16 protein-coding genes are annotated in these 16,470 nt (G+C 56.2%); 5 read left to right on the top strand and 11 right to left on the bottom strand.

Annotated features, from left to right (window positions below):
* Position 1: 1 nt before the first annotated feature.
* Together spoVAC and ACZ439_RS22500 are read right to left on the bottom strand one after the other, a co-directional pair.
* Positions 2-481: a stage V sporulation protein AC gene (gene spoVAC, locus ACZ439_RS22505; RefSeq protein WP_054796730.1), complete on the bottom strand. Its 480-nt coding sequence runs from the start codon at positions 479-481 to the stop codon at positions 2-4.
* 23 nt (positions 482-504) lie between these two features.
* A complete protein-coding gene (locus ACZ439_RS22500) occupies positions 505-1,365 on the bottom strand; it encodes a DUF421 domain-containing protein (RefSeq protein ID WP_054796731.1) in 861 nt (286 codons plus the stop codon).
* 169 nt (positions 1,366-1,534) lie between these two features.
* Between ACZ439_RS22500 and ACZ439_RS22495 the strand changes: the two genes are divergently transcribed.
* Both ACZ439_RS22495 and ACZ439_RS22490 read left to right on the top strand, forming a co-directional pair.
* Positions 1,535-1,741 (top strand): DUF1657 domain-containing protein, encoded by a 207-nt coding sequence (locus ACZ439_RS22495; protein ID WP_054796732.1) that lies wholly within the window; start codon positions 1,535-1,537, stop codon positions 1,739-1,741.
* Positions 1,742-2,080: 339 nt separating this feature from the next.
* The gene (locus ACZ439_RS22490; protein ID WP_155613890.1) at positions 2,081-3,346 is read left to right on the top strand and encodes a glucuronate isomerase; all 1,266 of its coding nucleotides are present in this window, start codon (positions 2,081-2,083) and stop codon (positions 3,344-3,346) included.
* Positions 3,347-3,731: 385 nt separating this feature from the next.
* Here the strand turns inward: ACZ439_RS22490 and ACZ439_RS22485 are convergent, their stop codons facing one another.
* The 5 genes from ACZ439_RS22485 to ACZ439_RS22465 form a co-directional block, all read right to left on the bottom strand.
* Positions 3,732-4,262, bottom strand: coding sequence for a L,D-transpeptidase (locus ACZ439_RS22485; protein WP_372813469.1), 531 nt, complete (start codon positions 4,260-4,262; stop codon positions 3,732-3,734).
* Between the two features lie 153 nt (positions 4,263-4,415).
* A complete protein-coding gene (gene aspA / locus ACZ439_RS22480; RefSeq protein ID WP_464620236.1) occupies positions 4,416-5,870 on the bottom strand; it encodes an aspartate ammonia-lyase in 1,455 nt (484 codons plus the stop codon).
* 146 nt (positions 5,871-6,016) lie between these two features.
* Positions 6,017-6,979, bottom strand: coding sequence for an acetylxylan esterase (locus ACZ439_RS22475; protein ID WP_141336055.1), 963 nt, complete (start codon positions 6,977-6,979; stop codon positions 6,017-6,019).
* 166 nt (positions 6,980-7,145) lie between these two features.
* Positions 7,146-7,964: a dienelactone hydrolase family protein gene (locus ACZ439_RS22470; protein ID WP_054796745.1), complete on the bottom strand. Its 819-nt coding sequence runs from the start codon at positions 7,962-7,964 to the stop codon at positions 7,146-7,148.
* Positions 7,965-8,107: 143 nt separating this feature from the next.
* On the bottom strand, positions 8,108-9,475 hold the full coding sequence (locus ACZ439_RS22465; protein ID WP_464620235.1) for an MATE family efflux transporter: 1,368 nt from the start codon (positions 9,473-9,475) through the stop codon (positions 8,108-8,110).
* A 130-nt stretch (positions 9,476-9,605) separates the two neighbouring features.
* Here ACZ439_RS22465 and ACZ439_RS22460 point away from each other — a divergent pair, with 130 nt between their 5' ends.
* Positions 9,606-10,475 carry an AraC family transcriptional regulator gene (locus ACZ439_RS22460; protein ID WP_236595848.1) on the top strand — a complete coding sequence of 290 codons (870 nt, stop codon included), beginning with the start codon at positions 9,606-9,608 and terminating at the stop codon, positions 10,473-10,475.
* 173 nt (positions 10,476-10,648) lie between these two features.
* Here ACZ439_RS22460 and ACZ439_RS22455 read toward each other — a convergent pair whose 3' ends face one another.
* The 4 genes from ACZ439_RS22455 to ACZ439_RS22440 are packed head-to-tail and all read right to left on the bottom strand — an operon-like array spanning position 10,649 to position 15,122.
* Positions 10,649-11,956, bottom strand: coding sequence for a TolC family protein (locus tag ACZ439_RS22455; protein ID WP_054796734.1), 1,308 nt, complete (start codon positions 11,954-11,956; stop codon positions 10,649-10,651).
* A gap of 22 nt (positions 11,957-11,978) precedes the next feature.
* A complete protein-coding gene (locus ACZ439_RS22450; RefSeq protein WP_127606966.1) occupies positions 11,979-13,229 on the bottom strand; it encodes an ABC transporter permease in 1,251 nt (416 codons plus the stop codon).
* A gap of 6 nt (positions 13,230-13,235) precedes the next feature.
* Positions 13,236-14,510, bottom strand: coding sequence for an HlyD family secretion protein (locus ACZ439_RS22445; protein ID WP_054796735.1), 1,275 nt, complete (start codon positions 14,508-14,510; stop codon positions 13,236-13,238).
* 39 nt (positions 14,511-14,549) lie between these two features.
* Positions 14,550-15,122 carry a TetR/AcrR family transcriptional regulator gene (locus tag ACZ439_RS22440; RefSeq protein ID WP_127606970.1) on the bottom strand — a complete coding sequence of 191 codons (573 nt, stop codon included), beginning with the start codon at positions 15,120-15,122 and terminating at the stop codon, positions 14,550-14,552.
* Positions 15,123-15,403: 281 nt separating this feature from the next.
* Between ACZ439_RS22440 and ACZ439_RS22435 the strand changes: the two genes are divergently transcribed.
* Both ACZ439_RS22435 and ACZ439_RS22430 read left to right on the top strand, forming a co-directional pair.
* On the top strand, positions 15,404-15,853 hold the full coding sequence (locus ACZ439_RS22435; RefSeq protein WP_054796747.1) for a MarR family winged helix-turn-helix transcriptional regulator: 450 nt from the start codon (positions 15,404-15,406) through the stop codon (positions 15,851-15,853).
* 3 nt (positions 15,854-15,856) lie between these two features.
* Positions 15,857-16,390, top strand: a complete 534-nt coding sequence (locus tag ACZ439_RS22430) for a glutathione peroxidase (protein WP_054796736.1) — start codon at positions 15,857-15,859, stop codon at positions 16,388-16,390.
* Positions 16,391-16,470 lie beyond the last annotated feature (80 nt).

The raw sequence follows: 16,470 nt of genomic DNA, 5'->3' as shown, positions 1-16,470 counted from the left end.
CTTATTGCCCCCCTATGCCAAGCATCAGATGGGTCAGGCCGACAACGAATGCCGCGACTACGCCGAAAACGATGACCGAGCCGGCCAGCTTAAATATATTGCCGCCGACACCAAGCACAAAGCCCTCGCTTTTGTGTTCAAGCGCCGCAGAGCACACCGAGTTCGCGAACCCTGTGACCGGAACGCTCGAGCCCCCGCCGGCCCACTGTGCGATTTTATCGTATACCCCGAGACTTGTCAGTACGACAGAGATGAAAATCAGGACGGCTACCGTCGGATCTCCGGCCGTCTTCTTGTCAAAGCCGAACCCGTGAATGAATATTTCACTAATCACCTGTCCGACGAAACAGATGGCTCCACCCACGATAAAAGCGCGTATGCAGTTTTTCAGCACCGGTCTTGCCGGTTCCCGCGTCTTCGCTAATTCCTGATACTCCTGCTGCACCCAAGTTAACTTTTTCATCTTCGATTTCGTGGACATGCGGACGGTCTCCTTTCGAATTTCTATCTCTTTAGTATGGGCTCGACTTGATCGATCATGCGTCGCAATTGTTGTGCATCTTGCTCATACATCGCTTTCGCTTCCGGACTCGCCGTGCTTAAGCTGAAGAGCGTCAAATCAGCCTCGCATTTCTTCAAAGTGGCCAGAAGCAGCGGCATGTCCGTCTGTTGCGGCACCTGCAGCTTATCGTCGTACAAATCGACATACAGCTGACCGCAAGCGTTGACTTGACCGATAAAAACATTCTCCATCGTTACCCCTAGCTTCTCCAATTCCGTGTGAAGCCATTCCCGGCTCAGCCCCGCCGCAGCAAGCGCCTCGTCCATGATATTGCCATCGATTACGACCGCCTTCGTCTCGCGATCCCGCGCTACCCGCATGCCGAGATGCTTCGGGGTCAACGGCTGATTTTCGCTTTTTAACAGCACGCTCAAATCGCCGCTCGCCTCGAGCATCGCGAATTCCACGTCGGCCACGTTAAACACGCTTTTCGTTCGCAGCTGCTCCAGCAATTCGTTCACGGTAAACCTCTCCCGCTTCAGGTTGTCTTCCAGCACTTTTCCTTCCTGGATAAACACGGTTCCCCTGCCCTCGAGCCATTCTCGGAGCCGCAAGCTTTTCAAAGTAAACAGCTCGACCACGAAGGGCACCAGAAACCAGACAGCGATAGCCGTTAAGCCGTATAAATAATGAGCTTCCAAATCGGTCGAAATAAACCCGGCCAACTCCCCGAGAGTGATGCCCGTTATATATTCGAAGAACGTCAGCTGGGAAATTTGCTTTTTACCTAAAATGCGCGTTATCGCAAACAAGATGACGAGGGCCGTGAACGAACGTAATGCGATATGCATCAAATCCTGCAAAGCTTCCCTCTCCCTGCTAACAAGCACTTATTTGACCTTGCAAAACAAGGCGAACGATATAAATTATGTACCGAATCGACTTCCATTTATCCGGTGCCGTCGTCCGGTTATTTTTTCCATTCATTAGTTAAGAAAATTTGAGCACATTAGAGTTCGGGAGGTGATTCGCATGACAGTGGCATCGCAAGTGAAAACGACGCTCGCATCCTTGAAAAGCGCTCAAGCCAGCCTGGAGACGTTCGCTCTTGGCACCCAGAACCAGGAAGCCAAAACCTTGTTCGAGAATTGCGCCAAGCAAACTCAGCAAATTGTCGACCAAGTGAATTCTCGCGTTCAAGATCTCGAGAACGAAGAACCGCAGTATAAAGGCTTCTAATATTGGCCTGAAGAACAAATAAGAGCCCGGTATCGCCTCTCCGCCAAGGAGAAGCAACCGGGCTTTTAATCGACAATCCTCATATCCATATCAGCAGTAAGACCAACAGCAAAATAAACAGCACCAGGATAAGCACCACGGATTCGTATGCGACCATCGTATCTTCCTTCCGCTAACTTTTTGGCCCTCCATCCATCCTATGCGTACGCCCGGTCGGGCGAACCGGTCACTCGCCCATTAACGATACGGAATGACCGTCTATTCAGATGACAAAGAACGTGATATAATGCCGTTGTTCACGTGAACATATGCCTTTTTCTTAGGAGGACTTCGAATATCATGGCCATTCGTACAGAAGAACAGCTGATCGCTTTTGTTCAAGAGACCGTTCGCCTTACCCCCGTCACCGATATTCACACCCACTTATTCGCCGAATCGTTCGGCGACCTGCTGTTATGGGGGGTTGACGACCTGCTGACGTATCACTATTTGATCGCTGAAATGTTCCGGTTTCGTCCCGATCTGTCTTACGACGATTTCTGGCGGATGAGCAAAACGGAGCGCGCCGATCTGATTTGGCAAACGTTGTTTATCGATCACTCTCCTTACAGCGAAGCATGCCGCGGCGTCGTCACGGTGCTGAACCGTCTCGGCTTCGACTTGTCCACGCGCGATTTGGAATCGTACCGGGCCTACTTCCGGGAAGTGCAGGCTAGCGATTATATCGACCGGATTCTGGAGCTGGCGGGTGTCAAGACGGTAGTCATGACGAACGATCCGTTCGACGACTACGAGCGGGAGCGTTGGTCCGGCGGAGGCAGCACCGACCCGCGGTTTTTGGCCGCGCTGCGCATCGACCCGCTGCTGAACGGCTGGGATTCGGCCTATATGAAGCTCCAGCAGCAAGGATATGCGGTAACGCAAGATTTCTCGGGAGACACGGCAGCGGAGGTGAGGCGCTTTCTTCACGATTGGATCGGCCGAATGAACCCGCTGTACATGGCCGTTTCGCTGCCAAACGATTTCGCCTACCCCGAGCCGTCATTGCGGGGACGGGTCATTGACGAATGCATCCTTCCCGTTGCCGAGGAAGCGGGCATTCCGTTCGCGCTTATGATCGGCGTCAAACGGAAGGTCAACCCTTCGCTGAAGGACGCGGGGGACAGTCTGGGCTACAGCGACATCGGGGCCGTCGAACGGATCGTGAGCGGACACCCGAACGTCAAATTTCTGGTGACGATGCTATCGCGGGAAAATCAGCACGAGCTGGCCGTGACGGCGCGAAAAAACCGCAATCTGCTCATCTTTGGCTGCTGGTGGTTTCTGAACAATCCGAGCCTCATCGAAGAAATAACCCGGATGCGGCTTGAGCTGCTCGGCGGCAGCGTCATTCCCCAGCATTCCGACTGCCGGGTGCTTGATCAGCTGCTCTACAAGTGGGATCATTCCCGGACGATTATCGCTAAGGTGCTTGGCGATAAATACACGGATTTGCTGCGGGCGGGCTGGCGCCTGGAGGAAGACGAAATTCGCCGCGACGTGGAAGGACTGCTCGGCGGCGCGTTCTGGACGTTCCTGGGGAAACCCGATCCTTCTGCCAAGTAACGAAGCTGCCGATCGAAGACTTGCCCATTGCCTCTTGCCTCTTGCTTCGAACCTGAATGGAATGGCTCATGGCTTTCCAGCTTGCCCGGAAGAACGCCACAGGAAAAAGGACTCCTTGCGGAGTCCTTTCCAACGGTGAATTCATGATGGTCGCTTGCCATGAATCTTGCGTAAAGCATGAGTCTTACCTCGGGTCACGTCTTGCAGTACGTTGTACTACCCTTACGTGTCTTTGGCACATCCCTCCGCTTCTATCTCGATTCAACAACAACTTCCTTGGTATAACCCGCTAATTTGCTCAACGGAACCACACCTCTCTCTTTCACCGTTGATCCTATGTTGCGCAGATGAGCCTCGTTCCATACACTTCGGGGGCCTATTTTTTTCAATCTTGAATGACGACGACCGTCCCGAGCGGGATATGCCGATACAACCATTCGATATCCCGATTCAACATGCGGATACAGCCCGACGAAACGCTCGACCCGATCGCATACGGCCGATTCGTGCCGTGAATCCCGTACGTATAACCTCCGCTACCTGGCACGTTGATGCCCATCCATCGCGTCCCGAGGGGATTTTTCGGATGGCCGCCGGGAATTTGCTTTCGTACGTACCACGGCTTCACGATTTTCGTCACAATATGGAAGGTGCCCGTCGGGGTCAGCTCTCTGCGGCGTCCGGTCGCCACCGGAAACGAGCGATAGACACGTCCGTTGTGGATAAGGGACAGACGGTTTGCCTTTTTTTCAATGAGCAGGTACACCCCCTCCTCTTGCAAGCCCATAAGCAGCTCCGCATCGGCTTGTTGTCGGGTCGGAGGCGCGGCGTTACCCGCTTCAGCCGAAGCCGGGGCGGGTAACCATCCTGCAAGCAGCAACCAAACGCACAGAAGTAATGGTAGGGCCCGATTCAAACCTTCTCTCTCCTTTGAAGGTAACGATTCACATCGGCCTTATTGTTTGCCAAGAACCGCCGCGGCATGCTCCTCTGGCGATAAACGCCATTTCCAGCGTCAATAAGCCGACTTCTCCGGCGAGGTCGGCTTCGGTCATTATTCAATTGAAGCTCACGGCTTCGGCTTTTCGCTTCCTGCCGGGGGTTCCGTATGCAGCAGCGACGCGCCGGCAATGCCGGGTTTCGTCATTTCATAGGGGTCGAGGATGATGTTTAATTCGTCCTCGCGAAGCACGTCGTAGAGAAGGCACAATTCCCGCACCGATTTGCCCGTCTCGATCGCCTCGCGCGCGATTCGCGCAACCGGCTCATACCCGAGGTGCGGGTTCAATGCCGTAATGACGCCGACGCTGCGCTCCACGTAATTGCGGCACAGCTCCACGTTAGGCTCGATGCCGTCCAGGCAGTGCGTCTTGAATACTTTAAGCACCTGTGTCATCATGCCGAGCGACTGCAGCAGGTTAAAGACGAGCACCGGTTCCATGACGTTCAGCTCGAGCTGCCCCGCTTCCGAAGCCAGGCAGATCGTATGGTCGTTACCGATCACTTGGAAGGCGACCTGGTTCACAACTTCGCACATCACCGGGTTCACCTTGCCGGGCATGATCGACGATCCCGGCTGCCGTGCGGGCAGGTTAATCTCGTTCAGTCCGGCCCGGGGGCCCGAAGCCATCAGCCGCAGATCGTTGGCGATCTTGGACATGTTGATCATACATACCTTCAAGGCCGCGGACACTTCCGTGTAAGCATCCGTATTTTGCGTGGCGTCCACCAGATGCTCTGCGCTCACAAGCGGGTAACCCGTCAGCTCGGCCAACAGCTCGGCCACCCGTTTGATATAGCGGGGGTCGGCATTCAGTCCCGTGCCGACCGCGGTCGCGCCCATGTTAATTTCGTACAAATGCTGCCGCGCCTGACCGATTCGGGTCATGTCGCGGGAGAACACCCGCCGGTACGCTTCGAATTCCTGGCCGAGCCGGATCGGTACCCCGTCCTGCAGGTGGGTGCGGCCCATTTTGATAATGCCGTCAAATGCAACGGCCTTCGCGCGGAAGCTCTCGTGCAGGTCGTGCATCGCGGCCATCAGCTGGTCCAGCATACGCAGCACCGCAATATGAATCGCGGTCGGAAATACATCGTTCGTCGACTGCGCCATGTTGACGTGCGTATTCGGGCTCAGCATGAAGTAGTTGCCCTTCTCCCCGCCAAGCAGCTCGATCCCGCGGTTCGCGATCACTTCGTTGGCGTTCATGTTGATCGAAGTGCCGGCGCCGCCTTGAATCGGATCAACGATAAATTGGTCGTGCCATAGGCCTGCTATCATTTCGTCGGCTGCCTTCACAATCACTTCGCCGAACTTCGGCTTTAACTGCCCGGTTTCCATATTGGCAAGGGCTGCGGCTTTCTTGACGATCGCCAACGCCACGATCAATTCCCGGTGAATCCGGTAGCCCGTGATCGGGAAATTATCTACCGCGCGCAACGTTTGTACACCGTAGTATGCATGAATAGGAACCTCTTTGCTTCCCAAAAAATCTTTTTCTATCCGAAAGCCGGCTTCCGCCATACCCCTCATCCTTTCCCGCTCTTCATTCCCGCAATATTTCAGCGTTCCCTTGCACCGATACGGCTATACCCCTTCCGAAGCAAACCAAAGAGCCGAGCCTCCCGCCAAGGGAAAGCCCGGCTCTGCACCGTTGACCTTCTGGAGCTTTACAACGCGCTTAAGAAACGAATAATTTTATCATGCATCCCCGGCAAGTTCTCATGGCCGAAGTCCGGATAAATTTCCGTGCGGACGGTCGTCTTCATCTTATTAATCGCTGCGAACTGCGTCGAAGGCGGGCACACGGTATCGGCCAATCCGACGCCGACGAGGACGTCCGCCCCGACGCGGGACGCCAGATGTTGAATATCGATATAACCGAGCTTCGTAAAAATTTCGTCCTCCCGAATATGCTGCGGATCGGCATGGCGGAAGAACGTCTTCAGCTCGGCGTAAGCGTCTTTGCACAAATCCATTTCCCAGACGCGTCTGTAGTCGCTCAGGAAAGGATAAACCGGCGCCGCCTTGCGGATACGCGGTTCGAGGGCGGCGCACGCAATCGTCAACGCGCCGCCTTGCGACCATCCGGTGGCGCCGACTCTTGCCTCGTCGACTTCCGGGAAGCCCATGACGACGGAGGCCAGCAGCGCCGTATCGAGAAAGATGTGGCGGAACAGCAGATTGTGCGGGTCCGGATCGTTCAAGCCCCGAATGATATGACCGTGGTGCGTATTGCCCAAGACGCCGCCCGAATCTTCCGACAAGCCGGCTTGTCCGCGAACGTCGAGGGACGCGATGGAAAATCCGAGCGCCGCATACGCCAGCTTATCCGTCCAGTCGCCGCTGCTGCCTGTGTACCCGTGGAAATGCAGGACGGCCGGATGCGGTCCCTCCGATTGCTTCGGCCTGACATATTTGGCGTGAATGCGAGCGCCCCTCACCCCGTTGAAATACAAATGAAAACATTCCGCGAACGGGACCTGAAACTCGGCGGGCACGAGCTCCGCCTGCGGATCGACCGCTTTCATTTCCTCAAGCGCCTGGTTCCAATAAGCGTCAAAATCGGCCGGCCGGGGGTTGCGGCCCTCATAGGTACGCAATTGGGCAAGCGGCATGTCAACTAACGGCATCATCATCATCCTTTTTTATTCACTGGAAAAATGGTTCTTCATTCCAACTATACGCGGTGACATTCCGCTTTTCAACGGTATCATGGCGAGCCCGACAAGCTATTCCGGCAGATTTAAATAAAGCAGCCTCCGGCTCCGCATGAAGGGCGGCTCCAGAGGCTGCATCCTAGCTCAGCGTCTCCTGCAGAAATCGAAGCGTCTCGGCATAGGCCGCTCTGGCCGATGCAGCGTGGTAGCTCGGGCGCGTATCGTTGAAGAAGGCGTGCGGGGCGTCCGGATAAATCCGGTAGTCGAAGCGTTTGCCCGCTTGCTCCATCGCCTCGGCGAACGCGGGAACTTCGTCCGTAATCCGCTTATCGTTCTCTCCGTATAAACCAAGCACCGGACACCGGATGGAGGACAGCGCGTCCAGGGCTGGAGCCGAGCCATAGAAAATGACGGCTCCTGCAAGCTGCTCGTCCCTCACGGCCAGCGCCGCCGACAGTGCGCCCCCCATGCAGAAGCCGACCGAAGCGACGCGCTGTCCCCGCGAGTGCTCGCACACCTCGCGCAAGTAAACGGCCGTTTCGGCAGCCTGCGTGCGAAACGCGTCCTGCAGCCCGCCCAGGTCGAAGAGCCGGTTCAGCGTAGCGGAGATCCCCGACCGCTCGTGCTCGGGGATCCGCGCCAGCGCGGTATCCCGTTCTTCCGCATTGCGCCATGCGGACGGCGGAAGCGTGTTCAGGAACTGCTTCGCCGCCTCGATTTGACCGGCACCGAGCGCCGGCAATCGTTCGCCGTCCTTCGCGAAAAGGTCGGGTGCGAAGGCTGCGTAGCCCGCTTGCGCCAAACGCCGCGTGACGTCCTGGATATGCTCGTCCACGCCCCATATTTCCTGCAGCACGATAACGGCGGGAAGCGGCGTTTGCGCCGTAGCCAGTCTTGCGGCATACCCGGTGTACGCTCCTTCCGGGCCGTATCGGATCCAGTCCGCGATCAAACTCATGTTCGGTTCCTCCTTCGGCTTCTTCAGCATGCGCTTCACATAGGAAAGAGGCTTTACCCGGTCTTCCTCTTCCGGTATAAAGCCTCTTGTTGACCTGGTCGGATATGCTTCTTATCCGATGCGCTTATTTAATTATAACGAAGCTAAGGATGAACGGCAACTTGAGCCGCGTCCGGAGGCGTCAAGGCTTTGTTCAGCGCTTTTTTGCTGCTCCAGCGGACGGTAACGAGCAAGCCGCGCAAATATTCGTCGGCGATCATCGCCGCATAGATGCCGATCAAGCCCCACCCCGACTGAATGCCGAGCACATAGGACAGCCCTACGGCGACGATCCACATGGAGAAAAAGCCGTTATATACGACGAAGCGGGTGTCCCCGATCGCGATTAAAGCATTGCCCATCGCCATGTTGACCATTTTGCCCGGCTGTAAAATCAAATTCAACCCGAGCAGCGACAAGCCGATCGCCAAGATGCCCGCATCTTGAGTGAAGAACGACAATATGCTCTCGCCTAATACATAAAGAAGCAGCGCACCGATCAAGACGATAACCAAACCGCTGCCGGTTGCCCGGTATGCGCTGCGGTAGGCCTCTTCTTTGCGCCCGGCGCCGTATAAATAGGCAATCTGGATTTGGACGGCCAAGGCCACCGAGAAGCCGAGCAGGAAGCAAAACGATTCCAGCGTATTCATATACGTTCTTGCGGCTAAGGCCGACGCGCCCAATTTGGCGACGAACGCATAAATGACCAGCTGGGAGAAAAACCAGGAGGCCATGTTCAGGCCCAGCGGCCAACCGATACGCAGCACTTCGCGAAACATCGGGCGGTCATACAGCTTCCAGTCGCTCCACTCGAGCCGACGGGAAAAGGCACCGGCCCAAACGATGACCAGCACTATCGAAGCGACCAATCGGCTCATGACCGTGGATAGGGCCGCACCCTCCAAACCTAACGCCGGGAACCCGAATGTCCCGTAGATCAGCAAATAGTTCAGAATAATATGAACGACGTTCATCCCAATGGCGACGAACATCGGCGTGCGCGTGTCGCCCGTGCTGCGGATGACGGTGCTGAGCGTCGACATCACAGCCGTCAAAACCATGCCGCCCCCGACGATGGCGATATACGTCCTGGCAAGCGGCAGCAGCGACACCTCCAGCTGCAGCAAGGCCGCTACGCGGGCCGCGCCGAAGTAAAGAAGCACGCTCAAGCCAAGCCCGATCACGATCGACGCTTTCACCGTCATGATGCCGATCTTGCGCGCATCTTCGTTCCGCTGCGCCCCGATCCGCTGAGCGATCAGCACGCCGGCTCCGCCCGCCACGGCGGCGAATAAAATCGTCACCGCGTTAAACAGCTGGTTTGAGATCCCGACAACGGCCACCGCATCGTCGGATATGCGGCTTACCATAAACGTATCCGCCGTCCCGAGCAAAAATTGCAAAAACATTTCAATAAAAACGGGCCACGCAAGCGCCCATAAGGTCATTTTTTTGTGCGTATCCGTCATGTCCGTAAATCCCTCCTGTCGTCATTACACATTATAGATGGTATACTGGGATTCATATATCATATTTGCAACCAGAACTATTAAAATTCAAACTTTACATGCCTATAGTAAGGGGGTGAAAGCGCTGTCTGTGCTACAGTTGTCCGTCCCGCCGATGCCCTATTTCATTGTGAACGGTTTCGCGGCGAACGAGCCGGGCTTCAAACATCCGAACCGTCGGAATATCGGTGTGTTCGATATGCTGCTTGTGCGCAGCGGCTGCTTGTACATCGCCGAAGAAGACCGGAAATACGAGGTTTCAGCCGGTGACATGTTGATTTTGCGCCCGGATAAACATCATTATCCGACGGCACCCTGTCAGGAGGAAACGTTGTATTATTGGCTCCACTTCCAAACGTCCGGCGAGTGGCGCGTGTCTGATCCGAACGAATCGGAAACGAGCGATGACCGGGAGGAAAAGATTCCGGATCGGCTGCGGGTTTTCATTCCGCAAACCATCAAATTTCATATCCCCCAATCTTTTCATATCCCGAAGCCGGCCAAGCTGTTCGCGCTTATGGATCAGATGATCGAACTGGGCGCCCGTTCCGACAGCTTGTCCCGCTGGAAACAGCAGACGTTGTTTCAGAACCTGCTGGAGCGGCTGCATGAGTCCTGGCAGTCCGACGAGACGGCGTCCTCCGCCAGATGCGCCGATCAGGCGGCCTCTTATTTGCGGCAGCATTACCACGAGAACGTGTCGGCTCAGGCGCTTGGCGAAGCGTTGAATTTTCATCCGGTTTATATCGCGCGCTGCATGCAGAAGCAGTTCGGCTGCTCGCCGTTCGAATACTTGATGCATTACCGGCTGGAGCAGGCCAAGCTGCTGCTGCTGCAAACGGATCTGCCGATCACGCGCATCGCCGACGACGTCGGGTTTAATCAAGCCGCCTACTTCACCTCCTGCTTCGTGAAATATGTCGGCGCGACGCCTCGCGAATACCGGCGCCGGTTCCAGTAAAGGCAACCGCGCAAGCGAAAGAAGTCGCCTCCGCTCCGTGCCAAAAGCCCCGGCATGCCTTCAAGCGAAGGCATGCCGGGGCCGGGCAGGCGGCACGTATCCGGCCCTGCGCTGCCGCTCACAAAAAAAAAAGACTGCGCCGGCTTGATCAGCCCGGCACAGCCCATTTCCCATTACGAGATAAACCCTTTCTCCATCGCGCGCGATTTCTCGCGAAGGACGAAATATTTCAGCTTCGCGGCTTCCAGCGTCGTCTCTTGCCCGCGCACCTTCAGCTCGAACTTTTGCAAATCGTGCCTGGACAGGACGCCTGCGTCGTAACGCACCTTCATTTTATTCAAGTCCGCCTTCACTTCGGCCGTATTCCGCGCTTCCGTCGTATAGGCCAGATAGGCGTTCTCCGCTTCCGTGTACACGGCCTCGATTTTCTTCGTCAGCTCCAGCTGCGTCTGCTCGTTCTTCATGCCCGAAATCGCCAGGTTTACGCCCAAATAGTTGCCCCCATACGTATTTTGGGTTACCGTATTGGACTGCTGCCACGCCGCTTCGTCGATATTGTTCGCGCTCATCTTCATCTGATAGGCGTTCTTCAGGATCGTTTCCGTATCCGCTCGCTGCACGGGTTCTACGGTGACGTTCGCGATGTCCTTCACTTCCAGCGAAGGATTGTACGCGATCCCGATGTCGAACGAAAGCTGCACCAGCGCCAGCTTGTAATTTTGGTTCAGCAGGGCGAGCTCGTCCTTGTGCTTGTTCAGCGCTTTGGTCGCCGTCAGCACGTCTTCGTTCGAGGCCAGCCCTTGTTCGCGGAAAAGCATCGCTTTCTTCACTTCTTTGTCCAGCACGGAAGCGTAATCCTGCATAAAGGCAAGCTGCTTCTTCAAGCCGAGCAGCTGCACGTATTGGGCGGTCGTCTGCAGCCGGATGGCTTCAACCGCCTCGTCCTTCTGCAGCAGCGCGTTGCGTTGGTCCGTGCTCAACTGGTGCGCCGTCGTCTTCAATTGCTCGCGCTGCTGCTGGATGATCTCATTCATGCCGGCGCTCATCGTACCCATGCCTTGGATAAGCTGATTGATCGCCTTATTCGTGACGGTCGTCACCGGCCCGAGCCACAGGTTGTCCGCCGGATCGACGGCTACTCCTTGCGCATTCATCCCGGCGACCATCTCCTCGGGCGTATCCGGTAAATGTCCGCCTGTGAACGAGCCGCCTACCAGCGATTCCCGCTGTGCTTTTAAATCCTGCTCCTTCGAGTTTAACGCCGCATATTTCAACAGGAGCAGCTGCAGGTTGTTCGAGTCTGTCAACGCACGTTCCAGCACCGACGGCAAGTCGATCGAAGCGACCGTCTCCAGGACCGGGGCGCTCAAGTACAGGTTTTGCTTCGGATCTTCCGTTACCGTCTCGGCATAAACGGCCGGTTGGACAGCGGCAGCAATCAAAAGTGCGGCGCAAAAGCCCGCAAATGTTCTTCGGTTCATTCTCGTTCCATCTCCCTCAATATTATAGGGTAAGCCCGCTTCCGTTTCCGGTTGCGGTTCCCGTTCCCGCAGGCTCGGCGCGAACCGCAACCGGCGCAGCCGCATCCTCCGGCGTCGTCTTGCGAAACACGGCAAAGCGCGTCAGCAGCATCGCCGCCATGAACGTCACGAGTCCCATCATCACGAGCGCCAGGCAATCGTAACCGATTGCGCTGTAATCGTTCGCCTTCACGAATACGCTGCGCACCCCGTCCAGGAAATAGGTCAGCGGCAGCAGATGCCCCAGAACCTGCAGCGCCCTCGGCATCGCTTCGAACGGCCAGGTAAAGCCGGACAGCAGGAACGAAGGCACTGCGATCAGCATCGCCGTCTGCGTCGCCCCGAGCTGATTGCCCGAGAACATGCTGATCAAATACCCGATCCCGCACACCGCGAACGTGAAGGACATCACGACCGCCAGCCCGGCGAACAAACTGCCGGCAAGCGGCGCCCCGAATAAATACGACGCGATCAGCAGCGCAATCGTCGTGTTAAACAAATTGATCAGGAAATAAGGCGCCGTCTTGGCGTACGCGATCCGCCAAGGATCGCGTTTCCATGCCGCATAACGCTGCCAGGTCCCGCCGTCTTTCTCCCGCGTGACGGTCAGCGAAATGCCGAGAAACAGCACCTGCTGCAAAATGGCTCCGACCAGACCGTACATCATAAAGTCGCTGTAATTAAACGTTGGGTTGTACAGTACCCGATAGCGAAACGGAATCGGCGACAGCACGTTCGCCACCTGTTCGTCCTGCAGGCCTTGCTGCAGCTTCATTTTTTTGGCTGACAGGCCCATGCTGAACGTGGTGATGACTTCGTTCGCGCCCTTGGTCGCGGAATTCGAGTACAGCATGTTGCTGCCGTCGACCCACGTGAGCAGCGGCAGCGTCTGGCCCTGCTTCAAGCTCGCTTCGAACCGGCTCGGAATGAACAACCCGACCTTCGCTTCCCCGGAGGCGATCGCTCGCCTGACCTCCTCCTCGGTATGCGCCTCGCGCGTCACCTGGAACGATTCGCTTTCCTCGAAAGCTTGAATGATTTGACGGCTGAGCGGGCTTTGATCTTCGTCCATGACAATCGTCGTCATCTCGGTCACCTTGTGGTGGGTATAAAGCGAGCCGAACAGCAGCGTATACATGACCGGCACGATGAAAAGAATTAAGAACAGCCGCCTGTCTTTGATAATGTGTCTCCACTCGTCGGCAATGACGCCGCCTACTTTAAGCTCCGTCACGACCGATCACCCTTCCGTTTTACCGTTCCACTGCAGCGTCATGCCGATCGCAGCCGCTTCCGGAAGCTGCGGCAGCTCAACCTTCACGCCGAACGAGCGCACGTCGGTCTCGCCCGCGGTTTGCGTCGCTTTCTTGACCGCAAAATCCGGTGCCGCCGCTATCGACTGGATCTTGCCTTCGAGCTCCTGCCCCGTCGCGATCAGCTTCAGCTTGACGCGGTCTCCGTTCTTCAGTCCGGCGAGCGACGTCTCAGTCATATAAAATCTCGCCCAATGGCCGTCTGTCGCTTGAATGGTAAAAACCGGGAAGCCCGAGCCGACCAGTTCGCCGGGCTGTGCGCCCTGCGCCAGGATCACTCCGTCGCTTGGCGCGATAAGCTCGGTGTAGCTCTGATACGCTTCCGCTTCAGCCTGCGCCGCCTTGGCCTGCTGCTCGGCGGAGCCGGCCGACTGCACAGCGCCCTGCGCCTGCTGTATGGCCGCATTCGCTGCGGCAACGTCGCCTTCGCGCACGGCTACTTGCTCGCGGCCTGCCTGGGCGAGGCCGAGCGCCGCTTTGGCCTGCTCCAGCTGCGCTTCCGCTGCGCGTATTTCCTCCTCGCGCGGCCCTTGCTGAGCGAGGTTGTACTGCTGCTGCGCCAGCTCATATTTCGTTTTCGCTTCCTGATAGCTCACGTTCACTTTATCGACGTCGGCCTGCGCCACAAGGCCTTCCGCAAGCATCGCCTGCATCCGCTTCAAGTTTTGCTCGGCGAGGGCGTACACTTCCTTGGTCGCCTGCAGTTGAATTTCGGCCTGCTTCTTCTCTTCCGGACGGGCGCCGTTACGCAGCCCGTCGACCTTCGCTTGCGCCGCCTTCACCGCCGCTTCGGCCTGGGCGATTTGCTGATCCGCCGCATCGGCCGTAGCCGTCACGCCGGCGATCGCCTGCGCCTTCTTCGCCTGAGCGGTAGCGGTTGCGCCCTGCGCCTCGGCAATCTTGCCCTGGGCGAGCGCCACGGCCGCTTTGGCCTGCGCCACCTTCGCCTCAAGCTCCGTGCTTTGCAGACGCGCCAGCACTTGGCCTTTCTTGACCGTATCCCCTTCTTTCACGAGAATCTCGGTAACGCGGCCGCCGATCTTAAAGCTGGCGCTAACCTCGTTCGATTCAATGTAAGCTGTCGGCTGCACGGCAGCTCCGGCTTGCGTGCTTCCGTTTACTTGCTTCGTAGTGAGCAGAAAGCCTCCCGTACCGATGGCCACCGCCATCACTGAATAAACCAATGGTCGAATAAAGCGCATAAATACCCCTCCGCATAAAAGATGATGAAAAAAAGCAGCCTATTTCGTGGATAGGCCGTTCATTAGATACGTTTGCAGCAGCTCCAAAATGCGTTCATCCGTGAGCGGCGGATGCTGCCGTTCCCAATCGTAAACGAGCGCCAGATACAGCTTATAGACGATAAAGGCGGTAATTTTCGGATCGCAGGGCTTCATCCCCCCGGTGCTGACCGCGCGTTCGATCAGCTGCGAAATGTAGTCGACCATTTGATTCTCGATCTGGTCGAGCGCGTTCTCCGTCACCTGACTGCCGAATTCGTTCACCTCGTGCGCCAGCTTGATGAGCAGCTCCTGTTCCTTCCTGAACATAAGCGCGGCGTAGATGGCCCCGTGGATTTTCTCAAAGACGGTGGCGCCCTGCCCGATCGCTTCCTCCGCCGTTCGTTTCATATCTTCCACCAAGACGCTGACAATCTCGTTCAGCAGTTCTTCCTTGCTTGTCACATATAAGTACAAAGTACCTTTGCCGACTCCTGCGATTTTGGCGATGTGCCCCATCGTCGTGCCTTTGTAGCCAAAAAGCGAGAACGATTTTTTCGCCGCATCCAAGATCGCCGTTTTTTTAGGATCCATTTATCCATCTCCTGTACTGACCAAAATAACAATTGGGTTCTGAGGTCATTTTCCACTATACCATCCGTATTTTTCTAATGCAACTGTTACATGCGCAGGGCGCCATGCTTTGCCCTTTTTATGATGGATAGGACCTGTCGGGAAAACGTCGTTCGATACAAATTCACACCGTTCGCAGCGTAAACATTGACTTCGCTCATTACGGATGGTAAAGTAGTTTCAGTAAATAAATTTTATACAATTTAATTTCAAGCAATCTAATATAAGGAGGTTTGCAAATCCTGAATCGCGATGAACTTTTGAAGCTCGAGAATCAGTTCTGCTTCGCTGTTTATGCGTGCGCTCGCGAAATTACGAAGCTGTACCGCCCGCACCTCGACGAACTGGGCATTACGTATACGCAATATGTAGCGCTGCTGGCGCTTTGGGAACGGGATGACATTACGGTCAAGGAGCTTGGCGCACGGCTATACCTGGATTCCGGAACGCTGACCCCGCTCTTGAAGAAGCTGGAGGCCTTGAAGCTGCTTACCCGCATACGCGACCCGCAGGACGAGAGGAACGTGCGCATCCGGCTGACGCCGCAGGGCGCCGCGCTTAAAGAGAAGGCCTACGACCTTCCCGAGAAACTATTTTGTGTCACCGGCATGACGGAAGACGAAACGACGGCGCTGCGTCTGCGTCTCACTTCCTTATTGGAGCAAGTCCATCTCAAAACAACGGAGGAATAAACCATGAGCGTATACGAATTTAAAGCCAACAACATCCGCGGAGAGCAAGTTTCTTTAGAGGCATACAAAGGAAAGGTGCTCGTTATCGTCAATACGGCCAGCAAGTGCGGACTCACCCCGCAATACAACGAGCTTCAGCAGCTGTACGAAACGTACAAAGACCGCGGCTTGACGATCCTCGGCTTTCCCTGCAATCAATTCGGCGCGCAGGAGCCCGGCTCGAATGAAGAAATCAACACGTTCTGCACGCTGAATTACGGCGTCACCTTCCCGCTGTTCGACAAAGTCGAGGTGCGCGGCGAAAATAAGCATCCGCTGTTCGCCTACTTGACGGAACAAGCTCCGTTCGAAGGAATCGACCCGCAGACCGGCGGCAAGCTGGCCTCGTTCCTGGAGCAGCAAGGGCTGCTTGAAGGCAATGAGATCAAATGGAATTTCACCAAGTTCCTGATTGACCGCAGCGGCAACGTCGTGAAACGTTTCGAACCGCCCGTTACGCCGGCTGCCTTAACAGCCGATATCGAAGCGCTGCTGTAGTCCCCCGCCCCCTCCTGTTCGCCGTGTGTGCGAGCGGGAGGTTTTTTCTTGTCTTGTCACGGTAACGCTTTCTTGTTAAG

It is taken from the genome of Paenibacillus sp. JCM 9796 (genome assembly GCF_055379675.1).
This window is presented reverse-complemented; position numbering and strand designations above follow the sequence as displayed.